General features: G+C 42.0%; 9 protein-coding genes and 2 pseudogenes. 3 read left to right on the forward strand and 8 right to left on the reverse strand.

Annotation, left to right across the window (positions count from 1 at the left end):
* Positions 1-31 precede the first annotated feature (31 nt).
* A complete protein-coding gene (locus VL20_RS10565; protein ID WP_052276483.1) occupies positions 32-1,405 on the forward strand; it encodes an ankyrin repeat domain-containing protein in 1,374 nt (457 codons plus the stop codon).
* Between the two features lie 96 nt (positions 1,406-1,501).
* On the opposite strand, the gene VL20_RS31110 is transcribed toward VL20_RS10565, so the two are convergent.
* The 4 genes and pseudogenes from VL20_RS31110 to VL20_RS10580 all read right to left on the reverse strand — a co-directional run bounded on the left by VL20_RS31110 (position 1,502) and on the right by VL20_RS10580 (position 4,514).
* Positions 1,502-1,651 (reverse strand): hypothetical protein, encoded by a 150-nt coding sequence (locus tag VL20_RS31110; protein ID WP_158499337.1) that lies wholly within the window; start codon positions 1,649-1,651, stop codon positions 1,502-1,504.
* Positions 1,652-1,662: 11 nt separating this feature from the next.
* Positions 1,663-2,385 (reverse strand): annotated as a pseudogene (locus VL20_RS10570) (Stp1/IreP family PP2C-type Ser/Thr phosphatase).
* 44 nt (positions 2,386-2,429) lie between these two features.
* A complete protein-coding gene (locus VL20_RS10575; RefSeq protein ID WP_128575188.1) occupies positions 2,430-4,118 on the reverse strand; it encodes an ABC1 kinase family protein in 1,689 nt (562 codons plus the stop codon).
* Between the two features lie 90 nt (positions 4,119-4,208).
* Positions 4,209-4,514 (reverse strand): DUF6825 family protein, encoded by a 306-nt coding sequence (locus VL20_RS10580; RefSeq protein ID WP_002761072.1) that lies wholly within the window; start codon positions 4,512-4,514, stop codon positions 4,209-4,211.
* A 273-nt stretch (positions 4,515-4,787) separates the two neighbouring features.
* Here VL20_RS10580 and VL20_RS10585 point away from each other — a divergent pair, with 273 nt between their 5' ends.
* Entirely contained in the window at positions 4,788-6,011 is a 1,224-nt protein-coding gene (locus VL20_RS10585; protein ID WP_052276485.1) for an ABC transporter substrate-binding protein, read from the forward strand.
* 328 nt (positions 6,012-6,339) lie between these two features.
* Here the strand turns inward: VL20_RS10585 and VL20_RS28135 are convergent, their stop codons facing one another.
* On the reverse strand, positions 6,340-6,525 hold the full coding sequence (locus VL20_RS28135) for a PEP-CTERM sorting domain-containing protein (protein WP_221634802.1): 186 nt from the start codon (positions 6,523-6,525) through the stop codon (positions 6,340-6,342).
* Positions 6,526-6,577: 52 nt separating this feature from the next.
* On the reverse strand, positions 6,578-6,772 hold the full coding sequence (locus VL20_RS34055) for an IS1/IS1595 family N-terminal zinc-binding domain-containing protein (protein ID WP_423251347.1): 195 nt from the start codon (positions 6,770-6,772) through the stop codon (positions 6,578-6,580).
* 266 nt (positions 6,773-7,038) lie between these two features.
* On the opposite strand from VL20_RS34055, the gene VL20_RS10590 reads away from it, so the two are divergent.
* Positions 7,039-10,059, forward strand: a complete 3,021-nt coding sequence (locus VL20_RS10590; RefSeq protein WP_004161351.1) for a plasmid replication protein, CyRepA1 family — start codon at positions 7,039-7,041, stop codon at positions 10,057-10,059.
* Here VL20_RS10590 and VL20_RS10595 read toward each other — a convergent pair.
* Positions 10,056-10,547 (reverse strand): GNAT family N-acetyltransferase, encoded by a 492-nt coding sequence (locus VL20_RS10595; protein WP_004161352.1) that lies wholly within the window; start codon positions 10,545-10,547, stop codon positions 10,056-10,058. The two genes, VL20_RS10590 and VL20_RS10595, sit on opposite strands and share 4 nt — an antisense overlap.
* 82 nt (positions 10,548-10,629) lie before the next feature.
* Positions 10,630-16,766, reverse strand: a pseudogene (locus VL20_RS10600) (translocation/assembly module TamB domain-containing protein).
* Positions 16,767-17,120 lie beyond the last annotated feature (354 nt).

Below are 17,120 nucleotides of genomic sequence, written 5' to 3' on the forward strand. Positions count from 1 at the left end.
AAAAATACTTTCTGCCGATCGGTCACTGTTAATGGCTTCTAATTGGGATATCTTGTTAATACAAGCGGCGCGTCAGGGCAATCTCGCGCGGGTTCAAGCTTTACTGAGTCAGGGGGCAAATGTCAACGCCACCGATGGCCACAATACGACGGCTTTAATCTATGCCGTGCAGGGGGGTCATCAGGAAATTGTGGCAATTTTGCGAGAATTTGGGGCTGATATCAACAAAAGTAAACAACCTCAAGGTTTAACCCCTCTCATGTTAGCGGCTGCCCTCAATCACAGTGAAATCCTCGCTCAATTAATCGCCGCCGCTGCTAATGTCAATCAGGTCAATCAAGATGGTACACCAGCACTAATGATTGCCGCTTATAAGGGTCATACAGCGATCGCAGAACAGTTATTAACCGCCGGCGCTCGGGTCAATATGCGCGATCGGGATGGAGATACGGCTTTATCTGTAGCGATAAGCCAAAATTACGCCGCAATTGTCGGTTTACTGCTCGATAGTGGTGTAGATGAAGAAATCCGTCAAGAAGCTTGGTTAGAGGCTCTCACCGCTAATCGTCCAGAAATCCTCCAATTGTTTATTAACCGTGGTCTGCCCCTCGATTCTCCCACTTTATCCGGGGAAACTCCCCTAATTTTGGCTGTAGAGAAGGGAAATCTCGGCAGCGTACAAACTTTACTGCAAGCGGGAGCCAATCCGAACATTAGCACGGAGGAGGGAGAAACTGCCCTGATGATCGCCGCTGCTGAGGGATATTTCGATATTGTCCGACTTTTACTCGCTCAGGGGGCTAGTATTGACAATCAAAATCAGGCGGGAGAAACGGCCTTACATTTAGCCACGATCGAAGGACATTTAGAGATCGTTCAGGCCCTACTACAAGCTGGCGCTTTTGTCAATCACCGCAACCATTTTGGTGATACACCCTTGCTTATCGCCACGGTGCAGGGATACGAAGCGATCGTTTTAGAATTGTTAAAACAGGGAGCCGACCCTAACCTAACTCAGCAGGGAGAAACACCGTTAACTTTAGCTCTACAGCGCCAATTTACGGAAATCTGCCGTTATCTCCTCGACTACGGGGCTAATCCCAACGCCGTTTATCCCGATGGCAAAACCGTCCTTATGAAAGCTTGTGAGGACAATAATAGTCAATTGGTGCGCTGGTTAATCGCTATCGGTGCCGATGTCAATAAACTCGATTTTAGCGGCGCTTCCCCGTTAATGTGGGCGAGTTATCACGGTTGTCTCGACACGGTTAAAGTTTTGTTAGACGGGGGAAAAGTGAACTTAAATCAGAAAAATCAAGGGGGAATGACCGCTTTAATGTTAGCTAAATTTAATCACCATCAGGCGATCGTTTCTTTATTACAACAAGCAGGAGCGATCGAGTAAGCTGCCCACGCATTTAAATTGCTTGTGGAGATGAGGCGATCGGCGATCGGCAGGTTTTAGGGTTTTAGGGTGTTAGGGTGTTAGGGTGTTAGGGTTTTAGGGTTTTAGGGTTTTAGGGTGATAGGGTGTTAGTTGAAATTCCCCCACTTCCCCACTTCCCCACTTCCCCACTTCCCCACTTCCCCACTTCCCCACTTCCCCACTTCCCCACTTCCCCACTTCCCCACGAGAAACTTTTTGCCGCAAACCCTAGATAGTCAACAGCTGACCATGACCACGGTGATATTATCAGAACCGCCGGCTTCTTTGGCCGCTGCCACTAAATTCTCGACAATTTCCTGACAATCGGCACTGGTTTGCAAATAATCGCTAATTTCCTCGTCGGACAGTTCTTCCGTCAAACCATCACTACAGAGAATTAAACTATCGCCAGATTGCAGATCGAGGGGAGATACCGTCACTGGGGGCAAATCGCGACGACCCGAGACATTGAAATAAAACGTGCCGCCAAGGGTGGTTTTTCGCATCTTCTTCGGACAGATCGCCCATTTTTATCGCCCTAGCTATCCACGTATGATCTTCCGTCACCTGTTCTAATTTTTGCTCACGAAAGCGATAGAGACGGGAATCACCAATATGGGTGTACCAAGAGCCATCATCTCGGACGATAGCCATGACTAGAGTTGTCCCCATGTCCTGTCTTTCGGGATGTTTCAGTTGATCTTCAATAATCTTCTCGTTAGCGACAGTAATTGCCTCCTGCAGCAATTCCCCGGCAGCCTGGGGCGAATTCCAGTGTTCTTCTAGATGAGCTTGGATAGTTTCAGTGGCGATTTGACTAGCTTCCTGTCCCCCCGCATGACCCCCCATACCATCAGCAACGATAAAAAAGCGCCGCTCGGGTCGATATAATAACTATCCTGATTAACCGATCGCACTACACCAGGATCGGTCAGTCCTCCAAAAGAAAGATTGTTCATCGAAATTTCTGCTTTTAACACAATATTTATTATCCCGCAATCAATTACATCATGCGATCCTGACGTTCAATTTTTCGCCAGAGTCTCACAAGAGCTATCCCCGGCAGCAGGGAAATCGCCATTGGTAATAAAGTTAACCAACCAAAACCACTGACGAATAGAAGCGTCGCTGAGATAAGTAAAGCACTGACCAGTAAAGTATAGTTGGTTCCCATTTGAATCATACCCAATCGCCGCAAAAGTCGATCGGATTCGCTGGAACGTACCCGGACACGGATATCACCCCGTTCTAATTTTTCGATCGTATCATCGATGCGTCGGGGTAAACTCAGGGCGGTGCTGCTCACTTGGGCTGCTTGTCGTCCTAACTCATCGAGGATATTACTGCCATTATTTCCTGTCATATCATTTACTAATTGCAGGGCAAAAGGTTGGGCCACTTCCATAAAGTTAAATTCGGGATCGAGTCCTTTGCCTACCCCTTCTAGGGTAGAAAATGCCCGCATGACGAAGGTAAAGGTAGCGGGAAAGCGAAAAGGCTGATCGTAGGCGATTTCATAGAGATCATCGCTGATAGAGGCTACGGATTGCTCCTCAAAGGGTTTATCCATGAAGTTATCGAGCATATACTGGATCGATCGCCGCACTGCTCCCATATCACCATTAGCAGTTAATGCTCCTAAATCCACCAGAGAAGTGACCACGCGATCGGCATCTTTTTGGGCAATTCCCAAGAGAGTCTGCATTAATTTTTCGCGCACATTGGTTTTAATTTGTCCCATCATGCCGAAATCGTAGAAAATTAAGGAGCCGTCACTATCAACGGCAATATTGCCGGGGTGAGGATCTGCGTGAAAAAAGCCGTTATTGAGTAGTTGAATTAGATAAGCTTTTGCCCCTAGTTTAGCCAACAATTTGCGATCGAGTCCAGCCGCTTCTAGGGCCTCATAATGACTGATTTTGATGCCGGGGAGGTATTCTAGGGTTAAAACCCGGGGAGCGGTGTAGCGCCAATAGACTTTCGGTACTTTCACCCAATCTTCCCCGCGAAAATTACGGCGAAAAGTGTCAGCGTTACGACCTTCGTTGAGATAATCGGTTTCTTCCCAGAGAATTTTACAGCATTCTTCATAAATACCCGTCCAATCGCGACCTTTACCCCATTTGGGATGATTTTGGAAGTATTGGGCGATTTTTTTCAGGATGGTCAGATCGATACTAAATAATTTTTTCAATCCGGGCCGTTGGACTTTGACCACCACATCTTCCCCGCTCTTCAGTTGGGCCCGGTGAACTTGCCCTAAACTAGCGGCTGCTAGGGGAATAGGATCAAAGCTTTTAAAGAGTTGATTGAGGGGTTTACCGAGGGATACCTCGATGATTTTGCTGGCCTGTTCGTAGGTAAATGCGGGAACCTGATCCTGTAGTTTCGAGAGTTCTTCCACATATTCCAGGGGAAACAGATCGGCCCGGGTGGAGAACAGTTGACCGACTTTAATAAAAGTTGGACCCAATTCTAGCATGGTTTCCCGAATCCAAGCGGCTTGTTTTCTGCGTCTGCTGGCGAGTTTTTCCTGGCTATAGCCACCGTTATAGCTCCATTTTTTACCGTTGAGCCAGAATTGATAAAGTACAGTCAGAACGAATCGCCAAATATCTAGACGACGACGATTGATGGAATAGTTTTCTCGATTCCAACGATAGCTATTTTTGGCGACTTGGAGGGCCGGCATTGCTGGGTTTAACTCTAGGGTAACGGGGACTGGTAGAAGGGCTGACACGCAATTTTTGGGGCTTTAAAGCGACTAAAAGAGGGTTTTGGGTTAATTCTGGTAGTTTTTTAGTTCCGAGCGCAATTGGGCGATTTCGGCCCGCATTTCGTCGATGTTTTCCTGCACATCGGCACTGGAGGAACCACTGGAGTCTGTCTCAGTATATACTCCCTTTTCCATGGCTCGATCGGCTCTCATTTGCACTTCTTCGACGAATTGCCGCAGGTTTTCCCGTTGTTCGGCATCAAATTTGCCTAATTCGCTTAAAGCGTTGGTGAACGCATCTTCTAGCTGTTCACTGACCACTTCAGCGATCGCTCGTCCGAGGAAAAAGGCGTGAATAACGGGGTTAGTCATAATCTTAAATGGATGTTTTCGCTTGCTGGGTTTTGTGAACGGGAAAGGCGATAATAAATTCCCTAACTACTAGGTTAGGCGACAGAACCAGAAAAGGCAAATCGTTTTTCTGAAAACGGAGGTGAGACGGGGAGGTTAATCGACAAAATTAGGGGAAACAAAGGGCGCTAAGGGAGCAGAATCTGGTTTGATCGCGTCGAGAATTATCGCTGAAATCAACCCGATTAGCGAAATAATAGTGTCATCAACAATATCAGTCCCCGGAGAGTTAAGATGCTCAGAAAACGTTTATTAATCCCCTTAATACTATCCCTAGTCACTTTTGGTTTAGTGGTGGCCTGTAATTCCGGCACTCCCACCAGTCAAACTAACCCCAGTCCCGCAGAAAACGCCGCCACTGCTGCTATTCCCATCGGTGCAGCTTTAGCTCAAACCAGTAATCTCGCCCTATTGGGACAGGAACAGGTGATCGGTGTCAAGATGGCTGAAACATATTTTAATAAAAAGGGCGGAGTCAATGGAACACCGATTAAAGTTATTATCCAGGATGTGGCCGGGGATGAACAGGGCGCGATCAACGCCATAAATACCCTAATTACTCAAGATAAAGTGGTGGGTATTCTCGGTCCGTCCCTGTCCCAGCAAGCTTTTGCCGCTAGTCCGATCGCCGATCGAGCCAAAGTTCCCATTCTCGGCCCGTCTAACACGGCTAAAGGTATCCCCCAGATCGGTGAATATGTAGGTAGGGTGTCCGCTCCTGTGGCTGTGGTCGCTCCCAATGCGGTTAAAACTGCTTTAAAAATCGATCCCAAGATTAAAAAAGTGGCTGTCTTTTTTGCCCAAAATGATGCTTTTAGTAAATCGGAAACGGAAACTTTTCAAGAAACCCTAAAGAGTTTAAATCTTGATATTGTCACCGTGCAGAAATTCCAAACCACCGATACAGATTTTCAAAACCAAGCCACCGCCGCTATTAATATTAAACCAGATTTAGTGGTTATTTCTGGTTTGGTTGCTGACGGGGGCAATTTGGTCAAACAGTTGCGACAATTAGGTTATCAGGGGTTAATTATTGGGGGCAATGGTTTAAATACTTCTAATATTTTCCCGGTTTGTCAAGCTCAATGTGATGGTATTCTCATCGCTCAAGCTTATAATCCGGAATTAGATAATCCTATTAATCGGGATTTTGTCGCCGCTTATACAGCAGAAAATAAAAAAGCACCGCCCCAATTTACTGCTCAAGCTTTTACGGGAATTCAAGTTTTTGTCGAGGCCTTAAAACGAGTAGATGATAAAAATAAACTCAGTACACTTTCCCTCGAACAAATTCGCCAACAATTAAATCAGGAAATTTTAGCGGGTAAGTATGTCACTGTCCTGGGAGATATTGCTTTTACTCCCGAAGGGGAAATCATTCAGGATAAATTCTCCGTGGCACAAATTAAAATGGATGCCGATGGTAAAAATGGTAAATTTACTTTTGTGAAAAATTAATCAGTAAAGGGTTCTTCTCATTTCCATCTCGTTGCCAGTCCCTCCCTTGCAACGCACTTCCAGAACGTAGGTTGGGTTGAAGCATGAAACCCAACGTCCGATCATGTTGCGCCACCGCTAACCCATCCTACAAATAATTGTGCCTCCCTACTTACCTCGTTGCAAGCATCTCCCTTGCAACGCACTTCCAGAGGTTCTAGTTCTTGTGTAACCCATCAGGGAAGGGAGGAATATCCTCCCTTTTCTCGTGCCAATGTAGAACCTTGGCACGAGACAAAAGGAATAGGATCAAGGTTATTTCTGTCCCTTTTTCTTATTTTTGCGGGACTTATTTTTTCTGACTATTCTTAGCAAGTTTCCGCCGCAAGCCGGTACCGAATCCGATAACGGTTACTAAACCTAACATGGCTAGAGGTTCAGATTCGGGTACGGGTACGGGTACGGCTACGGTACTCACTATTAAATCATCAAAGGCAATATCAGAACTATCGTTAGGAGTCCCAAGTATTCCCAAAATCTCAAGAGTGCTTTGACCACTGGTTGCCGTGAATGTGAAATTACCCGAGCTATTGATCCCAAACTATTAATTTTTTGTTTTCGTTAGAGACGGTTTTATTACTAGGATTAATTACAAACTGACGACCACAATCTTTACCCTTACGTTTTGGTTTGCCATTATGTGTAGAACCATTTTTGATGGTATGGCAAGAACCCCATTTAGGACAACGAAATATTGAAGCTTGTGAATCTTTACAACTCAGGCTAGATAAGCAAGAGAGCTACGCCACTACTATCGGATCACTACCGGCTGAGCTCACCGTCGAAGCCTGATCTCACGGCCGAAGCCTGTCTCCTTTTGCACGACTACTTAACTTTTCGATAATCTCAGACAAGAGTGGATTAAAAGTCAAATTTCCTCCGAGAACCTCTGAGAGAGTAAAATTTCTCTTTTCGCTATTTAGTGGCTTACCGCTAGAATAATAGGACAAAAACGCTATATATAGCGTCTAGCCAGTAGAGGACAAGGATGAAATATTTAGAAGAATGGCGTGGTAGCGGGGTGGACGCGGAGTTAATCCATCTCAATGTCACCAGTTTAGCGGGGTTATCTCCCAGTGAATACCTACTCTACTCCCAAGAATTACCGCGACGCAATGATGGCAGGGTTAGGGATAGTATTCTCAAGCGTTATGAACATACCAGTCAAGGCGGTTGGTGGTGTTCAGGAATTGACTTATTAACTGGTAATTATGACCTTTGGGGCTGTTTTAAGCCCGATTTTCCCCGTTTAAGCTTCGATAAGGCTAAACCGATTAAGTACGAACATCCCCCCCAAACCCCTACGGGAGTCTTTGCTTTGCGGGTTCCCCTGAAAATTTGGCAAAGGATAGCCCAGTCTATCAGTATTAATATTTTAACTGAAGAAGTGGATAATAAGCAAGAGGATCTCGGTTTTTGGTCTTGGGTAATCAAACATCCAGAGATACCTATTTGTCTTACGGAAGGAGCGAAAAAAGCGGGGGCATTACTAACAGCAGGTTATGTGACAATTGCCTTACCAGGGATTCACAATGGTTATCGTACTCCCAAGGACGAACTAGGTAGGAGAATCGGCAAATCTCATTTAATTCCGCAGCTAGAAAAATTAGCTAATTCCGGACGAAAGATTTATCTAGTTTTTGATCAAGAAACTAAACCAAAAACCCAACAAGCGGTTAATTTAGCTTTACAGAGAATGGGTTATCTATTCAGTCAGGCTAACTGTGAGGTAAAGGTGGTTACTTGGGATGCTGCTGATGGTAAAGGGGTGGATGATTTACTAATCAATCGAGGGGAAGATTACTTCCAACAAGTCTATCAAAAAGCTACCTCTTGGGAAATTTGGAAGGCAGCGAGTTTAAATAGTTTAACTCTCCCACCTCATCTAGAGTTAAATAGCCGTTACTTGCCAGATATTGCCATCCCTACATCAGCGCAGTTAATGGCGATTAAATCGGCTAAAGGTACGGGGAAAACTGAGTTTTTAGCCAAGATAGTTAAACAGGCTATTGCCAATCAACAAAAAGTTTTAGTTATCGGTCATCGGGTGAAACTGGTGGAGGAGTTATGTCAACGCTTTGGTTTAAACTATATCAGTCAAGTTAGGGACAATCCTGCGGCACAAATTTACGGTTATGGTTTATGTATTGACTCTCTCCATCCCCAATCACAAGCTAAATTTCAAGCGGAAGATTGGCGAGAAGCTATCATTATTATCGATGAGATCGAACAGGTTCTATGGCATGGGTTAAATGGGGATACTTGTAAAACTAATCGTGTGGCAATTTTAAAATCCCTAAAGTCCCTGCTGCAAACTGTGGTCAGCAGTGGGGGCAAAGTCCTAGTTGCCGATGCTGATTTAAGTGATATTTCCCTAGAATACTTAACTTCTCTAGCGGCGATTAAACTAGAAACTTTTTTAATTAGTAACGATTGGAAACCTAATTATCAGGAAGCTTGGCGAGTTTATAACTACTCTGATAATACTCCCCAACAGCTAGTTAATGATTTAGTCAAACATATTAAAGAGGGAGGAAAACCTTTTGTTTGTCTGTCAGCACAAAAGTTAACCAGTAAATGGGGGACAATTACTCTAGAATCTTATCTAAGAAAGCAATTTCCCCAGAAGAAAATTTTGCGGATAGACTCAGAGTCATTGCAAGATTCTAGTCACGCTGCCTATGAGGCGATTGGCAATTTAAATCAATTGTTGCTTAACTATGATATAGTTCTAGCTAGTCCTGCGATCGAAACGGGAATTAGTATTGATATTCAGCAACACTTTACCTCGGTTTGGTGTTTAGCACAGGGGATTCAAACTCCCACTTCTATCGCTCAATTTTTAGGGAGAATTAGAGAGAATATTCCTCGTTATATTTGGTCAGCAGTGTACGGATTTAATCAGGTGGGCAATGGTTCCACTTCTATCCCCAAACTTCTCACCTCTGGACACCGACTAACGGAGGTTAATATTCGCTTACTACACCAATCAGATTTAGAATCTCTGGAGGATTTAGATACAATTTTTCAAGCGGAATCTCTCCTCTGCTGGGCTAAAATGGCTGTACGAGTAAATGCTTATATGCTTAATTATCGTCAGTCAATTCTAGGAATTTTACAAGCAGAAGGCCAGAGAATTAAAGAACGGAATCAGGAAGAAGAACTAGAAATAAATAATCAGTTAACGGAAGCAATTGAGGAAATTAGGGAACATAATTATCGTTCTGAATGCGAGGAAATTGCCAGCGCAGCCGAGATCACAGAATCAGAATATCGTTGGCTAAAAAAACAGTTAATTAAGTCAGTGAAAGAAAGGAGAATTATCAGGAAATATGACCTATATAAACGCTATGGAATCCCCGTCACACCGCAATTAGTGAGTAAAGATGATCAGGGATGGTATCAAGAACTACGCTTACATTACTTTTTGACAATTGGGCGACAATTTTTGTGTGATCGAGATGCTTTAATTGCGCGTAAACTGATAGAATCAGGTCAGGGAAGTTTATTTATTCCCGATTTTAATGGTAGTCAATTAGGAGTGATTATCGGGACGTTAGAAGTGTTAGGAATTCCCGTATTATTAGCTAATCCTGAAAGAGAATTAACTAATCATGATGCCGACTTACAAAAAATGGCTGAAATCGCCATTAAAAACCGCAACGAGATTAAAACTATCACCAAGATTAATCTCTCTAATACTTCCCGTCCTCTGACGATTATTCGTAATTGTTTGAACTTGTTAGGTTATGAATTAACCAGCAAGGGCAGCCGGAGAATTGCTAAAAAATCTCTTAAAGTTTATCAGATTGTTGCCCCTCAGGATGGTAGAGAACAAGTGTTTCAACAATGGTTATTTAGAGACGAAAAATGTGCGGGAAGTTCTGAGATTTGGTATGAGGACTATCTCTTTTCTCTCACCCAGAAACCATCTCTAGGCGAATCAGAAAATGCTTATATTCAATTAAGTCTAGAATTTAGTCTAGCTATGGAGAAATTGCCTATTTAAGCGACTTTTTTCCCTAAAATGACCACATCAGCCAGAAAATCGTCTAGAGCGGCAATTTGGGGTAAATAACCCCATCGTTGAAAGCCGAATTTTTCAAAGAGACAAATACTGGCTTGATTGTGGGCAAAAATAATACAGATAAGATTAGATATACCCAATTGGGGACAGCGCTCCAAGGCATATTCTACTAATAATTTACCGATTCCACGACCTTGATAATCGGGGGCAATATATAAACTAACCTCTGCCGTTTTTTGGTAAGCGACACGACCATAAAACATCTGTAAACTCAGCCAACCCACCACCCGACCTTCGATCACTATTACCCAGATGGGATACTGTTCAGGATCGTGCTTTTCAAACCATTCTCGCCGACTTTCGAGGGAAATAGGCTTTAAATCTGCGGTTGCCTTGCGAGTGGGAACAGCAGCATTATAAATCTCGATAATTGTTGGTAAATCTGTTTCTTTAGCCTCGCGAATAATCATAGAATATCAAGTAAGATGAAGTATAACCTAATTTTCCCTTGTCTCCTAACTTCTGAATTATGCTATATCTCTCAATCTTACTTTAAAATTGGGTTTGATAGCGGACGGTAAACTCATTCAAATTGTAATCGTAGGAGAAGCGGATAAAAGACTGGGAATTAACTCGATAGACGGTTTCCAAATTGGGAAGAATATTAAAATCCGTTGCTCCGATCGCATTACTAACCGCATTTTCCACATCATACACGACTCCTTGAGCTAAGAGGGGAATCGCCAACTGAACCACTCCAAATTGAATTAATTGTTCTGTATTTCTCCCCTGTAAACCATTAAAAACTGACAGCAATTGTTCCCCCAAAAGTCGAACGATTTCCCCTTGGCTGCGGGGGGGAGTGCTGGTTAATTTAACTAGGGGAGTATTAAGCAATCCCTCATCTTCACCTCTAGCAAAAGCCAATGCTTGTAAACAATTAGCGACTTTTTGTAATTCTGCATTTGTATAGTTTTCCTCTAGGGGAAAAGGGGGACTATCGGGACGAATTTGGCACACTTCATTGACGTTACGACCTAAATTTGGTAGCAAGCGATTTAATTCACCTTCAACGCTGAGGGTGACATCGATCCTTTGAATGCGATTGAGGCTATCATCGGGAATTTCATTACTAGGAAAATCCCCCCCGGACGGGAGATAGCAAAATCACGAGATTGAGAAAATTCGCTGAGAATTGTTCGCAGTTGAATATCAACAAAGGGATTAAAAAGTCCCAACCCGCGACTAGAATCGAAAACAATAACATTCTGATTGCGTCGGTTAAGAAGAAAACGCGTATCGATGTAACTAACCCGTCCTCGATCGAGATTAATCACTCCATTGGTTTGTAATCTCTCCAGTGAAGTGAGCGGACCGTTCAAGGTTAAAGCACCACTAAAATCAAATTGATACAAAGGTTCTTGTTCGATGGATAATCCCGCTAAAGACACTTGGAAATTATTTAAAACTGGAGTAATATTTGTCGTCTGAGGAATGTTGAGAGGCTGCAGCCAGCGACTCACCGGTTTATCGGTTTCTTGATTAATTTCTGGGGTGCGAGGAAGAAAAACTTTCCCCCTAGAAAGACGCACATTCCCCCCGATAATTGGTTGCTGAATTGTTCCCGTTACCATGGCATTCCCAGCAATTAATCCCCGATAAAGACCATTAATTGCTATATCTCCCTCTTGAATATTAACTGTTAAGGGATTAGGATTATTTTTGATGGCTTGAAAGAAAGGTAAAACTCCCACCACAGAAATTTGTCTGTCAGCGATCGAGCCTTGTAATTCCTCTACTGTTAAGTTTTCAGGGGTTAACCCAATGCGGCCATTTACGGTTAAAATCTCTGGAAAAGCAACACTGCGGATAGCGGCATTATTGAGAGTAACTATACCATTTGCTTCTAAATCTTTGATTTTTAAACCCTCTTTTATATCTAATCTTCCCGTCGCTGAAAGAACTACCTCTCCCTCACCGTTAACCCATTCGATGGCGTTTTGACTGATAGCTTCAATTAATTTGATTGCATCGGTTCCCAATTTTGCTTGGATTTTTAATTGATCATTACCCGGTAAGGGAGGATAGGGAATGCTGGCATAGAGTTGGATTGATTCGGAGGAGGTTGTCCGCAAATCAAAACGATACTGGTTATAGGTAAATAAACCAATTATATCTTGATTAATATTTTGGGCATTAATTGCACCATCAATAAAGGCAAAGTTACCCTGAATACGAGGATTTAATAAAGTTCCTGTAATTTGTCCTTGAGTTTTTAGACTACCGGACAAATCTAAGGGAAACTGCACAAAATTTCTCAAGAGATCGAGAGAAAGATTTTCCACGGCAAAACTTCCCTCTACTTTTTTTATGGAAAAATCACCCGCTAAAAATACGGAAGAATCTCGTGATTTTAATCTAATCGGTTCTATCCTGAGCAACTGACGATTTAAGTTAAGATTAATTGTTACTTCATCAATCGGAATTAATTGGGTATCGGTGGTGACAATTCCGAGAGGGTTAACAATATTTACTGTCGGTCTTTGGGGTCGCCATTCCCATCTATTGCCCTGAAATTGTACGCTAAGATCGGGATTTTTTAAAGTCCCGGTTAAGGCTATATTTGCTTGATAACGGCCGCGAAAATCTAGTTCGGAAGGTATCCCGACTACCCCTCTTTCCCCTGCTAATTGCTGGATTATTTCTTCAATTTTTGCCCGCAAATTTACCTGTTGTGCTAGGGAAGCTTCGGGATTACCTACTCCTAGGGGACTAAGTTGAATAGCTGGGTCATTCTCTGAGGAGAAAAAGTTGATTAAACTGGTTAAATCATAGATACTAGCAACTGATAATAAATCTTGAATATAACCTTGATCTACCCTGAGTTTAGCTTCTATTTCCTGGGTTTGCCAATTAAATAAACCTTGCAGATTATATTGACTTGCACCCGCTTGTAAACTACCTTCTTGCAGTTGAACTATGGAATCCCGATAAACCAAATTTGCCGTTAATTTTTCCCCAATTAAGTTACCTAAACTAGGTTGATTAATCTCTAGTTGTCCCTGTCCCTGTAAGTCAAATAAATTGATGTCTAGATTGGCACTCAATTGGCCAGTAATAATCCCCGGAATATTGTAGGCTGCCGTGGGAGATATTTTCAGGATTTCTAGGGGAAAATTGGCAATCTGAACATTTAAATTTTCTCCGCTTCGTTTAGCTGTTGCTAGAAAAGGAGTTTGATTTCCAAAAGCTTGGCGAATATTTATCTCTAAGGGAAGATAGGGCAGCAGACAATTATTTTGTTGACAAGGATCAAAAGTTAAGTCAATAATGTCCTGATTTCCCCGCAGATTTAAACTAATATTTTGACAGATTCCTGCTTGCATACTTCCTTTTAAGACAGGTTCAAAAAGTCGCTCATTAATGCTAAAGTTAGCTAAATTGATATCCCCTTTGATTTGTATATTTCCCACTTTTTGCCAAGCAGTTAAGAGATTTTTCCCCGTGATTTGTCCTTGAAATTCTCCGATCCCTGTCAGTGTCGATTCTTTGGGTTTTAGGTTAGAATCAATTGGTAAAAGCGATATAATCTGAGTTAGCGGTACAGCAGCAAGATCGGTTTTTGCCTGTAGATTTAAGTTAACCTCAGCGATATCGGGTTGACTGATAAGATTAGCTAAAAGAATATTTCCTCGCACATCAAAGCTATTTTCTCCCCACTGTGCCGAAAGATTATTAACCTGAATTGGTGTTACTCCCTGCCAAATTTCTTTAATATTTCCCGCTAAATTGGCACTAAAATCTAGGTTAGGAATCGAGATTGATTTTATTCCTGGCAATTGCCCCAGTAGGGCAGCGGGATCGAGATTAGCGGCAATAATATCACTTTGCCAGAAGTTATTATTCAGTCGTGCCTTAGCTTTAATCTCTCCTTTGGCTACATGAATACGAGAGTTAAAAACTGCTTTGACACTGCCTAAGTTGAGTCGTTTTTCTAGCAGAGAGTCGAAAATAGTTTGGGCATTTCCTGTTGCTTGAAACTTCGTTTGGTCAATATTCAACGCTAGGGGAACATTAGTCTGAAAATTCTCTAAGCTACCCAGAATATTAAAAATACCTTTGTTTAACTGAATATCAGTATTAATCGGATTCTTATCTACTAATAAGCGAGTATTTACCCTAGCATTGACGCTGGACAAATTAGGGATTTTTCCCGCTAGTAAATTATTGATTGCACCCGTGAAATTGACTTGGGTTTTTCCTAGACTAACAGGAATATTTATATTGGGTAAAAACGGATTTAAGTTAATGCCAGCCGTATTAACTATACCGCTTAAAATACCTTGTTCCAGTTGGGTTGTCGTTCTCAGGGATTGATTATTGACAAATAACTGTATATCTCCCTCTCCGCGCCAAGTTTGTAAATCCGTTAAAGTACCGCTAATCAGAGCATTTATTCTGCCAGCAAAGCTGATTTTTGCCCTGCCTAAACTAACGGGAACTGTTAAATTTTCCACTAGAGGATTGAGACTAATTCCCCCAGTGTTGACTGTTCCTGTCAGGAAACCTTGATTTAGTTTGGCTGTGGCAATTAAAGGATTATTATCTACTAATAAATCCAGATTCCCTTGACCTTGCCAACTGCTGAAAATATTATTTTTATTCTTCAGCAATTCCCCTAAATAACCTTGTAAATTAATTTGCGATCGCAGTAATTTAACCTGAGTTGGTAAGTTAGGCAATAGGGAATTAATCGGCAATCCCGCTAAGACAGCTTTAGCCTGAAAATTTCCTTGCGATACTTGACTATTGACTAAAATTGTGCCTTGTTTACTGCTAATTCCTAAGTTAGCAATTCCGTTTAAGGTATTAACATTGATTTGGTCAATTTTGCCACTAATTTGAATATTAGCTGTCTCTAAATTTAAGGGTTCTAAGGTTTTTAGGTAGGGGCAAATACTATCCAAATATTGACAAACGATAGGCACAAAAGGAGTAAATAAAAAGTTATTACCCGTGATTTTTGCCTGGACTAATTTGCTAGTAAAATCACTATTAGCATTAACCTGTAGTTTGCCGCCATTTGTTTTAATGACCGTATCGGTTAAATTGATTTTGTTGCCCCCTAAAAATACTTTGCCCTCCCCAGCAACATTGATTAATCCTGACTGATTAACCCTGGGTATTTGCCAATTAATTAATAATTGTGGCAGTCCTAAACTACCTCTAGCTTTAATCTTAGCTTGCAGATCGCTTATATTAATTTGAGCGGGAACTGTTGCCAATTGAGATAAAATTTTTCTCGTGGGAAAATTGGCTTGTAAATTCAAATTGATCGGCATTTTTGTCCCGTCAAGAGGTTGATTTTTTTGCAGGGATTGCAGAATATTTAACTGTAATTTTCCTTCCCCTTTAATTTCTCCACCTGCGAGGGGTTTAATTTGAATTTTGTCTAAATTAAGACGATTGAGATTTGTTTGAAAATTACTGGTTATTGATTGAATAGGAATTTGCTCAAAAATAATCGGTTTGCTGTTGCTAACGGTTCCTGTAATTAGAGGTTGATCTAGTTTTCCCGTCACTTGAAAAGTAGAGCGCACTTCTCCCCGTAAATCTAGAGGTGATTGCAGATAAATAATTCTTAAAAGCTGTTGTAAATCCACCGATTCTAGAGCGACCTTGAGATGATAACCAGTTTGCCAATTTACCTCTCCTCTCACCTCAGTTTTAATCTTGCCAATACTTGCGATCGCTTGTTCAACTAATACTTTATCTCCCTGTAAATTTAACTTAGTATTTAGCTTAATTGGATACTGAAAAGGTTGGAATTTTCCCGCTACATCCGTCACCTGAAAATTACCATTTCCTTCGGTTTTATTTAGCTTTGCCCAACTGGGAATATTGAGAGCAATATTAGCATTTACTTGTCCTTGATTTAATTGAAAATTGCGATTAGGAATTAAAGTTAATAGTTCACTTAAATTTAAACGATCAATCTGAAGATTAGTTTGACTTTCCCCCGTTTTTAACGCCGTTTCTCCTTGAATTTTTACTTGACTTTTGAGGATTTCTGCGCTCAAATCGTAGCTGAGAGGTTGCTCTTGATTATCGATAAATCTTCCCTGACCATCGGCCTTAATTTCTATCGGGTTTTTCAGGGCATGGGGTTGGATAGTAATAGCTGCCTTCTCCACCTGAAAACCCAGATTTAACCTAATGGGGGCCTCCCGGTCTAAGTTACTAGATATTTTATCTAAATTATCGAGCCATTGACCATTTTTATCCTGATCGAGATAAATACTGGGATTAATTAACTTGACATCAACCGGCAGCGGCAGACCTAAAAGTAAGGGCAGTGGATTTAATCCCAATTCGATCGCATCAATAGATAAACTATCAGCAGAATTGGCCGTAGCTGGAATTTCCGATTTACCGATACGAATGCGATTAAAATAAAAGCCCTCTATCTTACCTACCCTGACAGGTCTGTGCAGCATTTCACTGAAGATATTATCTAAAATTGGGGTGAGACGTTCATAAACTAAATAACGAGTCGTAAAATAGCCAAGGGAGGTAAGTCCTAGGAGAGTAATTCCCCCGACAATCAAAGTAGAAGGCTGGCGTAAAAATCGACCGATACTCAGAAAAAGATTAGGACGAGGAGAAGGATCGCCAGGGGAGTTACTCATAATTGTTTACCTCACACACACCAAAGAAAGGGCAACGGCTCACCAGAGCTATTGAACCATGATAATTCACCGCGGCACTGATAGCACTAAATCGATTAATCTCAAGTTTTTAGGCGATTATTGGGCTGAAATCGTGTGAGGAAGTCAAGGGCCGCGGCCAATTAAAAGCCTCTCTCCCCATCTTAGCCTAAGACTCGAATGGCTGGCTAAAATTTTCAACAATCCGCCAAAATCTCCCTAGCTTCAACAGCTAACCGAATTAATATTGATCAATCCACCAGTTCAAGCAGAATATTGCTCGGATCAATAGGTTCGGAAATTGAAGATTGAGAGAAAACTTGTGCAGACAGACAA

The organism is Microcystis panniformis FACHB-1757 (assembly GCF_001264245.1).
GTDB lineage: Bacteria > Cyanobacteriota > Cyanobacteriia > Cyanobacteriales > Microcystaceae > Microcystis > Microcystis panniformis.